Annotated in this window: 10 protein-coding genes; 1 reads left to right on the top strand and 9 read right to left on the bottom strand. The window is 69.8% G+C overall.

Going from position 1 to position 11192, the window contains the following annotated elements:
• Positions 1-123 precede the first annotated feature (123 nt).
• The gene (locus tag ABT114_RS16435) at positions 124-318 is read left to right on the top strand and encodes an acyl-CoA carboxylase subunit epsilon (protein WP_351142993.1); all 195 of its coding nucleotides are present in this window, start codon (positions 124-126) and stop codon (positions 316-318) included.
• A 143-nt stretch (positions 319-461) separates the two neighbouring features.
• Here ABT114_RS16435 and ABT114_RS16430 read toward each other — a convergent pair whose 3' ends face one another.
• Genes ABT114_RS16430 through ABT114_RS16390 form a run of 9 tightly spaced genes read right to left on the bottom strand, consistent with a single transcriptional unit; the run spans position 462 to position 10492 of the window.
• Positions 462-1442 carry an NAD-dependent epimerase/dehydratase family protein gene (locus ABT114_RS16430; RefSeq protein WP_351142991.1) on the bottom strand — a complete coding sequence of 327 codons (981 nt, stop codon included), beginning with the start codon at positions 1440-1442 and terminating at the stop codon, positions 462-464.
• Positions 1439-2584: a hypothetical protein gene (locus ABT114_RS16425; protein ID WP_351142989.1), complete on the bottom strand. Its 1146-nt coding sequence runs from the start codon at positions 2582-2584 to the stop codon at positions 1439-1441. Before ABT114_RS16425 ends, ABT114_RS16430 begins: the two co-directional genes overlap by 4 nt.
• Positions 2578-3753 carry a cytochrome P450 gene (locus ABT114_RS16420; protein WP_351142987.1) on the bottom strand — a complete coding sequence of 392 codons (1176 nt, stop codon included), beginning with the start codon at positions 3751-3753 and terminating at the stop codon, positions 2578-2580. The genes ABT114_RS16425 and ABT114_RS16420 overlap by 7 nt, the downstream gene beginning before the upstream one ends.
• Positions 3750-4649, bottom strand: coding sequence for an HIT family protein (locus ABT114_RS16415; protein WP_351142985.1), 900 nt, complete (start codon positions 4647-4649; stop codon positions 3750-3752). The genes ABT114_RS16420 and ABT114_RS16415 overlap by 4 nt, the downstream gene beginning before the upstream one ends.
• A gap of 14 nt (positions 4650-4663) precedes the next feature.
• Complete coding sequence (locus ABT114_RS16410; protein ID WP_351142983.1) at positions 4664-5329, bottom strand: DUF6182 family protein; 666 nt, start codon at positions 5327-5329, stop codon at positions 4664-4666.
• Positions 5326-5955: a dTMP kinase gene (locus ABT114_RS16405; RefSeq protein WP_351142981.1), complete on the bottom strand. Its 630-nt coding sequence runs from the start codon at positions 5953-5955 to the stop codon at positions 5326-5328. Before ABT114_RS16405 ends, ABT114_RS16410 begins: the two co-directional genes overlap by 4 nt.
• Before the next feature lie 39 nt (positions 5956-5994).
• Positions 5995-6879 carry a hypothetical protein gene (locus ABT114_RS16400; RefSeq protein ID WP_351142978.1) on the bottom strand — a complete coding sequence of 295 codons (885 nt, stop codon included), beginning with the start codon at positions 6877-6879 and terminating at the stop codon, positions 5995-5997.
• On the bottom strand, positions 6876-9587 hold the full coding sequence (locus ABT114_RS16395) for a PEP/pyruvate-binding domain-containing protein (protein WP_351142976.1): 2712 nt from the start codon (positions 9585-9587) through the stop codon (positions 6876-6878). The genes ABT114_RS16400 and ABT114_RS16395 overlap by 4 nt, the downstream gene beginning before the upstream one ends.
• Positions 9584-10492: an AfsA-related hotdog domain-containing protein gene (locus ABT114_RS16390; RefSeq protein ID WP_351142974.1), complete on the bottom strand. Its 909-nt coding sequence runs from the start codon at positions 10490-10492 to the stop codon at positions 9584-9586. Before ABT114_RS16390 ends, ABT114_RS16395 begins: the two co-directional genes overlap by 4 nt.
• Positions 10493-11192: the final 700 nt, after the last annotated feature.

Here is an 11192-nt window from a genome sequence, read left to right as displayed (position 1 = left end):
GCAGAGACGCGTGAGGTCCTCATCAGGTCCCTGGCGATGCTGCACACCAAGCACGCCGACCTGCCCTCCCGCAAGCACGGCAACCCCCCGCAGTAGCGGTCACTGGCTTAGGAGATATGCCGTATGTCCACGTCTGACATCCGCGTCGAGAAGGGCCACGCAGAGCCCGAGGAGGTCGCGGCCATCACCGCGATCCTGCTGACCCGCGCCGCCGCCCAGCCGTCCGCAGCCCCCGTCCACCACGGCCGTACGAAGGCCGGCTGGCACCGCCTGGAGCGCACGACCAGTTATAACGCCCCGTACAGCTGGCGGAGTTGAGCAAGCTTTTCCGGCGCGCGCCGGACGACCGGCGGCAGCGTGACCGGCTGGTCGATCGTCAGGTACCGGCAGACGCCCCGGCCGCGCCCGGCGAGCGGGCGGTGAACCATGGCCGGGGCCACGAGCACCCGGCCCCGGACCGGTCAGCGCACAGGACCCGGCCGGTGAACCGCGTGCGGCCCGCTCGCGGGCTTGGGCAGCGCAGCTGAGATGACCTCCCGGTACCACTGCGCGCAGTGCGGGTAGGTCTCGAGGAAACCGGGCCCGGCAGACACGTCCACGGCCTGCCACAGCCGCGCACTGTCGTAGTAGTGGTCGAAGCCGAGCAGACCGAGCCGACGGGACATCCCCTGGCCCAGCTCCGCCACGGCCTGCTCATAGCCGATCTCGTCGGCGAGGGTGGGCACCAGGGCCTCTTCGACGAGTACGTCGAGGATCTCCGCGAGCGTGGTGGGCGCGGGGTGTGCCGCGTGCAGCGTCGCCCCCTCGAGCCGGGCTGTCGGCAACTGGGCCACCGCGCATACCGCTTCGGCCAGCGCGTGGACGGAGATGAGGGACAGCCTCGCCCTGCCACCGGCCAGACGGGCGGACAGGCGTCGCGCCAGCTCCGCGACCGCCGGCACGAACCAACGGTCGCCCGCGCCGTACACGAACATCGGCCGCAGCACCGTTCCCCCCGCGGCCAGGACGCTGCTTTCAGCCATGAGGCGGGAACGGCTGGTCGGCGACACCGGTGCCGGTGCGACTGCGTTCTCGGCGATTCCCTGGTGGACGCCGTCGCCGTACACGGCCGCGGTGCTGACGTAGACGAGGCGGCGCACTCCCGCGCGCCGGGCCTCGGCGACCAGGGCCGCCGTGCCCCGCTCGTTGACGGTCCGGCACGCCTCCTCGCTGCCGTTGATCACGGAGGCGGTGTGGACGACAGTGGTGACACCCGCGCAGATGCCGCGGAGCGAGGCGGGATCGGCCAGGTTGCCCCAGACCACCTCGTCCGAGTCGGCATCGGCGTGATGCGCGAGCACGCGCACCGGCGTGCCGCGGGACTGCAGCAGCCGGCGCACATGGGATCCGATGAAGCCGGACCCGCCCGTCAACAGGACGGGGCCGGAGGCGAATTGGTTCACTGCTCCTCCATTCCGCCGGTCATCATGCGGAGCAGGCCCGCGACCGGCACCTCGCTGTCACGGCTCAACAGGGCGGTGGCCACACGATACGGGTCTGCATAGCCTTGCCTGCCGGTGAGCCCGGCCAGGTAGCGCGTGGCCTCGGGGCCGCCGTCGGTGTGGTCCGTCAGGAGCCGCCGGGCCCGCCGCACCCAGCGCCCGAGCTGACGCAGGGAGAACGACTGAGCGGCCGTACGCCCCAGACCGGCCACCAGATACAGGCGCAGGCCCAGCCGGAATGCCGCCAGGCCGTGCTCTTCGATCAGCGGTCCTTGGAACGCGTCGAGTGTGTACTCCTCCCACCCGCCGGCCCGTGCCGAGCGGGTGATCCCGTCGAGCGGGACTCGCGGCACTTCGAACCGCACCACAGACGCAGCGCCGAGCGTCTCCAGAACGCGGGCCACGGTCCGGTAGTCGGAGCGCAGTTCGACGTCGTGGGCCAGCACCACCAGGTCGTACTGCGGCAGCACCGGTATCAGCTCGCGAAGGAGGTAGAGCAGGTAGTTCGACTGTCCTTCCTCGCTCAGGACAGGCCGCAGCGGCAGACCCGTGCGGGTGGCGTCCAGATAGACGGGGGCACCGAGTGGACGCCCATCGACACACACGTCGTGGCGTACCAACAGGTCGACCACCTCGTCGATCGAGGCCAAGGCGGGACGGCCGCGGCCGAGGTGCGGATCGGCCATGCCCAGGCGGCGATAGTGGTCCTCCCACAGATCGAGCAACCGGGCGCTGACGGGGTGGACCCAGCCTTCCTCGGCGCGCCGCACCATCGGCCGGATCGACGCGAAGGGGGCGGTTCCGCTCCGATGGTGGGCGACGTAGAGATGACCGATGTCCTCCTCGCTGAGCGCGCCGGCGTCGAGCCCCGGGTGGCAGCGGTCGAGGTAGTCCCAGAACCCCGCCACCTGACGACTGCCCGTGTAGACCGCGTGGTGATAGGCGACGTCGACATCGGAGAGGGCGGAGGTGGACCGCTTGATCATGTCCAGGGACAGCAGGTACTTCACATGGGTGGGCGTCAGCGGCTTGGTGGGGCTCACCGTGATGGGGGCGAGCAGGACCCTGCTGCGCCGGACGCTCGACGTGGCATCGGCTACCACGAGACCGGAAGCCTTCGCACGCCGCGGATGTACATTCCGGTCCGCCACTCCAGCTCCTCCTCCGGTAGGGCCGGCTTCAGACCCGGCAGCAGGCGCAGCAGGGCACCCAGAGCGACCTCCAGCTCCATCTGCGCCAGGGGCGCCCCCAGACACCGGTGCCGGCCGTGTCCGAAGGACATGTGCGGGTTGGCCGGCCTGTCCAGGCATAGCGAGTCCGGCTCGGGGAACACGTCGGGGTCACGATTGGCGCCGTCGGTCACCGGCAGTACCACGGTCCCGGGTTCGAGGAGGGACCCGCCGAGCCGGACCGGCCGCTGCACGACATGCGGGACACCGCCGGTGGCGTTGAGGGACGTGAACCTGAGCAGCTCAGCCACTGCGGTGGGCAGCAGTTCCGGCCGCGTGCGCAGCTGCTCCAGCAGCGACCGGTCGCGCTGGAGCAGCAGGAAGCACAGGCCGAGCTGGTTGGCCGTCGTCTCATGAGCGGCGATCAGCAACCCGTACGCCAGGTGCACCGCCTCGTTCGGTGTCAGCTGCTCGTCGGCGCGCGCCCGCGCGAGCCGGCCGAACAGGCCGTCCGGATCCTCGTGCGGGCCGGCGAGGAAGTTCTCGAACTCCTCGAACATGGCACGGTGCGCGGACTCCACCTCGGCCCTGCTGAACGCCGTGGTCGACATCATCCGTTCCACCAGCGGCAGCAGCCGCCTCACCGCGGACTCGGCGAGACCGAAGATCCGGCTGATCACGCCTACCGTGAGCGGCACCGCGAAGTCCGCCAGCAGGTCGGCGGGTCCGCCTCGCTCGAGCATCCTCGACAGCAGTTCCTCGGCGAGGCGCGTCACCTCCGGGCGCAGCCGGGCGGCCTGCTGACCGGTGAAGGCATGGGACACGAGACGGCGCCGCCGGGTGTGGTCGGGCGGGTCCACCGAGTTCAGCGCGAGCGATTCGGCGGAGCGGGCGCTGAGGCCGAACCGCGCAGCGGGGGAGCGGGCGAAGGCGGGGTCGGTGAGCACCTGGCAGACGTCCTCGTGCCGGTGTACCAGCAGCGCGGACACCCCGCTGCGCAGGGTCACGGGCACCAGCCGCCCCAGCCGGGCGAGGGTGCGGAACTCCGGGGCAGGCTCGGCGCCACAGTGCTCGGGAAAGGGAAACAGCTGTGCCGGGCTCACGCGCCGGCCTCCGTCGGTTCGCGGCTTTCGAGAGCCTTCCGTATCGCGTGTACGGCCTCCGTTGCCTCCGCCTCCGTGCAGTGGCCGGGACGGCCGATGAAGGCCCGTCCGCTCTGCACCTCGCCGACGCGCGGCACCAGCCAGGTGTGGAAGTGTGGTGTTCCCTCCATGCACGACCAGACGTGGACGCGTGGCGCGCCGGTGGCCTCCTTGATCGGATCGGTCAGCCGTCGCACCAGCAGTCCGAGCGAAACGGCTTCGTCGGGTGAGATCTCGGTGTGGTCGAGAAAGTGCCGGCGGGACTCGATGAGCAGGGTGCCGCGCGGCCAGAACCCGGTCGGCCCGTGCCCGACCCGCCAGGTTCCGTCGTCGACGAGGTGACCGCCGGGCGGCACGGGACGGCCGGCCCAGGCGGGCACCGGCTCCCCCGCGTACTTGGCACAGATCAGGCAGCGTTCCTGTTGCGGGACGCTGTCGCCGAGCAACCGGCTGACCGGGTCGGCGACTTGGGCCAGGGGCTCCACCTGGGCCTGGCGCACGTACCACTCGTCCAGCGCCGCGGCACTGGCCTGAGGGTCTGCCAAGGGGGTGACGTCGATCCGGCCCCAGCGCGCCCGGACGTCGTCCTCACTGGTCCCGGTGCGTTCGGCGATCCAGGACCAGGGCGTCTCGCGTGCGCGCAGATAGCCGACCAGCGCGTCCTGGAGCGCGGGGATCTCGCCGTCCAGGAGTTGCCAGATCCGCTCGGCCAGCGTGCTGCCGGGGCCGGGCCGTGCGCCGCCCGCGACGGGGCTGTCGGGCTCGGCAACCGCTGTGCGGAGCTCGTCGGACAGATCTCTGAGCCGCGTCGACAGGATCAGTCGGGCCAGATCGGACTCGGAGAAGTGAGCCGGCATCGTTTCCTCCTATGTCAGGGAGCCAGCGAGGCGTACAGGCGGAGCACGGGCGAGTCATCGGCGTCGTAGTGCACCCGGGCGTAGCCGGGGCTGTCATGGGCGGACCGGGCATCCAGACAGGGCCGGTGCGTGATCCGTAGCGGCTCCGAGGTGCCGAGCCGGCCGAGCAGGGTGGCCTCGGCGACCGTGTGGTGCAGATGGACGAGGTACTTGACGAGCGTCACCTCGCGCGTGGCCAGCTGCAGTTCGCGTCGCGGCCGCTCGGTGCGGTCCGGTAGGTCGAGGGTGTCGGGGAGCAGCGGCAGCGATCCGGTCAGCGGTTTGAGCAGTCGGCTCACACCCGGCAGATGCTCCGACGGACAGGGGCCGAGCCAGGCGGCCGTGCCGGCCGGCGCCGTGATCCGGGCCGGACTGCGGTCCGTCAGATTCTCCGGATTGCCGAACAGGAAGCGGGTACGGGTCCACGAGCGCATCCAGGTCCGGGCCTCCGCCTCGGAGAGGCTTGCCGCGAACAACCGGGCGCCCTGCACGAAGTCCGCGACGTCCAGGCTGCGGAGCAGGACGAGGGTGGTGACGGGCGTGGTGTCCGTGGTGGACTCGGCCACCAGGCGGGCGCGCTCGTCGAAGAGAGCGGCCAGGCGGTCCTGGGCGGGGACGGCCACCGGCGGTGCCGATGTCATCGGACCGCCCCCGGTTCGAGCGTGGCGAGCACCTCGGCGAGCACGGACTCCGGCGGCAGGCCGGCGTCGATCACCGTCAGCGGCATCTCGGAGACCTCCTTGAGCAGCGCACCGCGTAGCTCGTCCTGCAGACGGGTGAACCCCGGTTCGGCAGGTTCGGCGCCGAAGTACTCGAACGGGTTGAGCCGGCTGCCCCCGCCGCTGCGGGCCCACGCCACGTCGGAGGCCACGTCCAGATAGAGAACGCCCTGGGGCTGCGGGAAAGCCCGCCAGTAGGCGAACAGCTCGCTGTCCTCCAGCCCCAGCAAGGTGCACTTGGCCAGCAGCTTGTAGTAGTACGAGTCGACGATGACCCGCTCCCGGTCCGCGGCCCGCGCCAGCTCGTCCCGCAGGTGCAGCACGATCGGATGCAGCGCCGCGAGGACCAGTTCCGGCGAGTACTGCCGGCCGCTCCCGACGAACGCCTCGTCCACCCAGCTCTCGCGCAGCTGTCGGATCAGGGGAAACGACTCGAGGTAGCGGTCGTCGTAGGAGACCACGTGCCAGCCGTGGTCGATGTGCAGCCGGGTCAGGACCGTCGACTTTCCCGAGAAGTCCGGCCCGAGCAGTGTCCAGAATCCGGTCAAGGGAACATCCCTCCTCTTTCTCTTTCCAGTTGAGCCCTGTCACAGCGTGTTGAGCAGCCCGATGGCCGCGAATGAGGAGAAGGACAGCAGCAAATACAGCACGGCGAGACCGGTGGACCAGCGCGGTGCCCCCTGGTGGAAGCGGACTGCCGCGATCACGGGAACGGGCAGGGCGATCAGCACCAGCCAGCCCGCCGCCTGGCCGGGGGACCAGGGTCGGGTGGCCACGAGTTCCAGACCGGCCGCCGCGAAGGCGCAGGCCAGCGTGGCCCGCACCGTGCCGTCGACTCCCAGGGCGTGCACATAGGTGCGCGTGTGCGGCTCCGGGGCGCGTACCAGCCGTCGGGCGAACTCGAGATGCGTGAGCGACAGGACGAAGCCGAGGGCGGCAGCGACGTCCGGGCCGCTGGGCAGGGTGTCGTACCCGCGCGTGGCACCGAGGTAGACATAGCCGCAGATGAGCGTCTGCAGCGGGATGTTGACCAGCAGCTGGAGCAGCAGCCGGTCCGCGCTCGGCCACTTCCACCGCCAGTCGAGGAACACGATCAGACACACGTACCCGCAGACCGCGCCGTAGCCCGCCGCGGGTATGCCGCGCGGCGCGTTGAACAGCAGCAGCACGACCATGCCCAGGAAGAACAGCAGCAGCAGGTCCCTGACCCGGACCGCACCGGTGACCAGGGGCCGGCGAGGATTCTGGACCCGGTCGTAGTCGAGATCGCGTACGTCGTCCACGGCACGGAACAGCAGGAGCGTGACCGCGATGGTCGCCGCCGTCACGGCGAGGCCGGAGGCCGTCGGTGCCCGACCGGACCGGTGGGCCGCCTGGTACACGGCGGTCAGGCCGTAGGACCAGCCGAGACCCGCGGCCGCGTAGAACCAGAGCGGATAGGCCAGGGCGTACCGGGTGAGCCGGGTGATCACGACTCGCCCTCGGCTCCGGACCCGTCGAGCACGGTGACCGTTCCCCGGTCGCCGTCCACCTCGATCCAGGCCCCGTCGGAGATGCGGTCCGCGACTCCGCTCACCGCGACCACCGTGGGAACTCCGAAGATCCGGCCGGTGATGGCCATGTGCGACAGAACGGTCCCTCGCTCGGCCACCAGCCCCTTGGCCACCAGCATGAGGAACAGCCAGCCGGGGTCGGTCTCCCGGGCGACCAGAATCCGGTCGCGGCACGACTCGGGGTCCACGTTCGGATCGGTGACGACCCGCGCCCGGCCGCGTACCACGCCACCGCTGGAGGCGAGACCGGAGAGTGTGGACCCGGTCTCTCTCCGGGCGGAGCCGGCTGATGCCAGCGCCACGGCCACGGGCACGTCCGCGTCGGTGGCGAAGACGTTCGGCGGATCCTTGCGCTGTACGGAGGCAACCCGGGCGGCCGCGCGGATCCGTGCCAGTTCGCGGAGTTCGACACCCGCCCTGCCGCCCTCGTAGGCGCCCAGGATCTCTTCGATCGTCAGGTCGTGGACGTCGGTGACGGCGTCCAACTGCCCAGCGGAAACCAAGTGGTGGGCGAGCGCGTGCACCATCCTGCGAGAGGCGCCGATCAGTTCGGTGCGGCAGAAACGCGCGTTCTCGCGGATGAGCAGATTCCGGCGCAGCGACCAGAAGAGCAGGCGCAGGGCGCCGTGGCGCAGCGGGCCCGCGCAGTGGGTCCGCAGCTCGCTCTCGGCCTGCCGGCGTGCTCGGCGTTCCTCCTCGACGCTGACCGCGACCGTGCGGCCGGTCGCGATGACCGGTCTCAGCTGGTCGACCAGCAGCTCGGGGCGGTGCGAGACCACCGCGGTCTCCAGCTTGAGGTCGTGCAGCCCGCGGTCGCCGTACCGCTTCACATGGGCCTGTACCAGCTCTGCGATGTCCTCGCCGAACTCGCCGCCGGACAGGCGGCGCCAGACGCCGGCCGAGTCCTTGTCCTCGAGTACGGTCGTCCGCGCCTGCGGCCGGTTCCCGATCGCCTCCGCGACGGTCAGCAGCGAACGCAGTGCCATGACGGAGCGGTTGAGCGGGCCATCGCACAGCATGCCGTTGAGCACGCCGCGATCCGCTTGCGGTGCCCAACGGCGCATCAGCCGTTCGGCCAGGTCGAGTTCGGTGATGACATGGGAGCCGGTGACGAGCGTGCGGCCCCAGCGCAGGGCGACATCCGCCCACAGGTCTCGATAGTCCTGCACGATCTGACTGGGCGAACGCGTCTGCGGATCGGGCATCGCCGCGCGGCGCTCGTCCCACCACGCGAAGAAACGGCGCATCCGGTGAGCGGCGAGAGCGCGCCGCACACCGGAGGCGGGCATCTCGTACGCCCTCATCGCCCAGCGTCGCAACCGCCCCGGCGAGGGTACGGCCACAGAGGAGTCGACCGTCACCACGGCCTGCTCCCATTTGTGCTTGATGCTGAGAAACGACCGCATGTGGCTGTGCAGCCGGTACCAGGATTCCAGCCGCATGTAGACGCGACCGTCGAGATAGCCGAGCATCCGCCGGAGCTCGTACCGATGACGCCGGAGCGCCTTCTCGGGGACGCCCATGCGACGGTAGAGCTCCTCGAACCCGACCGCGTAGAGCTCGGAGGCGACCGAATAGGTCAGTACCGATGTGAACCCGGCAAAGCTCTCGGAGATGTTGCCATTGCTCCAGTGCAGCTCGTGCGGCACCTCTCCGGGCGCGGAGACGACCGCCGGGCGCGCCTGTACGAGATGGATTTCTCCGTCGTCGGTGATGGCTCCCTCGATGTCCTGGGGGATACCGAAGTGGCGTTCCAGCGCCATGGCCAGTTCCGCGATGCGCCGGGCCGCGTGATCATCCAGAACGGGGTGGTCCGCCAGCTCGTCGGGGACCTCTTCGATGGTCGTGCCACCGGATGCACACGGCAGGACGCGACGCTTCTTGTGGACGAGTTGCGGCTCCACCTGCCCGGTTGTCGAGTCCACGAGGAAATGGTCGACGTCGGCCTGTTCCTGGACGACTCCTTCGCCCAGCCCGTAGGCCGCCGCGATGAGGGACCGCTCCGCCCCGTGAGCGCCACGGGGGTCGCGGCTGAATGCCACGAAGGACCGGGCGGCGGGTACCAGGCGTTGAATTCCCACTGCCATCCGCGTGGCCGTGGGGTCGCCGCCTCGTGTGGCGCGGTAGAGCACTCCCTCCGCCGTGAAGGCCGAAGCCCAGCATTCGGCCACCCTGTCGATGAGTTCGGCACGGCGGACCGCCAGGAAACTACGTCCCAGGCCGGCGAAGGGATCCGCTGCGGAGTCCTCTCCGCCGCGGTCGCCGTCGCCTGCGGCCGGAACGGCGCAGGAACGGACCGCCACGGCACCCGCGTCTCCGGCCAGCCGGTCGAAGTGGCGCAGCAGCGATTCGATGAGCTCTTCGGGTACGCCGCTGCGCAGCACCGCCGCACCGGCCTTCTCCGACCAGTCGGCCAGTTCGCCGGGGCTGCTGCCATCGGCCAGTTCGGGAATGTCACCCTTGGCCGTTTCCATCATCCGGTCGAAGGCCGCGGCCGAGGCGCAGACGAATTCCGGAACCTGGTATCCGGCCGCGCGAAGTTGTGCCTGCCGCGCAAACTTGTGACCGACCAGGAGTGCATCGGTCGATTCCGGTGCGGTGTCGGAGAATATGACCCCCTGCGTCATAGGGCACGCTCCCTGGCACGGTGCTCGCGAAAGCGAATGGTCTGGTACTGGCGCGGATTCACGATCAATGTGTCGAAATTCGCGCTGCCCACTTCCTCGTCGAAACCGTCGCCGGTCGGTCGGTACAGTCGCATCGTGAGGTCGAACGCGCGGCCGTTGACGGGCCGACGTGTCCACTCCAGGTACACGTCGCCGGGGGGAGGGGTCAGCGGAAGGTCTGCTTCCAGCGTCCGCAGGATGAACTTGGAGTCGATCGGTTTCTCGTAACCGGCATGCCCGATCAGCGTCGCGAACTGGCGGGCTGCTTCGATGAGCTGTTCCAGGGGGCGGTCCCACAGCAGATGGTCGAGGGGAGGCCGCTGCGCACGGGCCAGGAGTCGGTCGTCGTGCCACCAGGCCGTGGCGATGAGGCAGTTCTCGGGTCGGGTGCGATGTGCCAGTCCGGCCGCCGGGAGGGAGTCTCCCGCAGGGACGGGGGCGGCCGGCAGGAAGCGCATCGACGACTTCTGGTGCAGCACCGCCGTTCCGCTGCAGGCGACGTCCGGGCCGATCTCGGCGCGCAGTTCCCAGCCGGCCTCGTTCTCGGCTCCGGACGGCAGGGGGGAGACCGCCAGAGTGATGTCGTCGTCGAGACCGCAGAATCTGTGGAAGTCCAATGAAAGCTTGACCCGCCGGTCCGGTCGCAGTCCCTCGCTCTCCTCCCGGACCAGATCCGCAAGGCCCGCGACGACGAGAATGCCGGGCACGTGGTCCAGAGTGTGATCGAAGAAGAACGAGTCGTCCCTGTCGACCAGGAGTTGTGCAGTTGTTCTTCCGGGGGCTCGAGACCGTCCCGCCAGGACCTCTTTCTCCCTCGTTCCGCCCCGCTTCTCCGTCCGGATTCCGTACACGCAGAGTCCTTCCATTCGGCGTGATGATTTCTGGGTACATCGGTGTTTCTGGGCAGGCAGGGCGAAGTACGCGTGGCAGAGCGAATGGCTCCGCAGGTGTGTGGCGCAGGGCCTATGAGGTCAATTCCTTGTGCAGCGCGACCGCGCTCCGCGTCATCACTCTCACCCACGGCCTGTGGAAACACATCGGAGGAACTACGTACGTAAACCCGGGCGACCAGAATGGCGACTCATCGCCGCCCGGATTCTCGATGGAGGACGGTGGATTTGGCCGGATATCCGAGGGAAGGGCGGGTGTGGGGCGCGTTCCGGACCGCCGCTGCGGGTGTCAACGGCGCACGACTGTGACGATGATCACTGTGTCGCCGTGGAGCCGGTCGCCGGGATCCGGACCCGGTCCGCGCATGTCACGTAGGTAATGTCCGCGAGATGCGCACCGCTTAGGTAGATCCAGTGCGACGGTCCCGCACTGCCTGGTCGAGGTGCCGTCCGGGCCGCCTGCGCGGCCGAGCCGCCGTGGGCGCGGTTCGGCACGGCTCTGGAACCGGCGTTCGCGACAGCCTTCTGATGCTCCGTCAATAGACCTGCAAAACACCCATATTGACGATCAGTCATGTGTTCGTACGGTGATACGATCTCCACACTTGCGGAGCGGGCGGATGGGCGCAAGACGACATCCCCGACTTTGGGGACGGTCCGGGCGGTAACCCCGGTG

This window comes from Streptomyces sp. NPDC002088, from assembly GCF_040296605.1.
Classification (GTDB): Bacteria; Actinomycetota; Actinomycetes; order Streptomycetales; family Streptomycetaceae; genus Streptomyces.
This window is presented reverse-complemented; position numbering and strand designations above follow the sequence as displayed.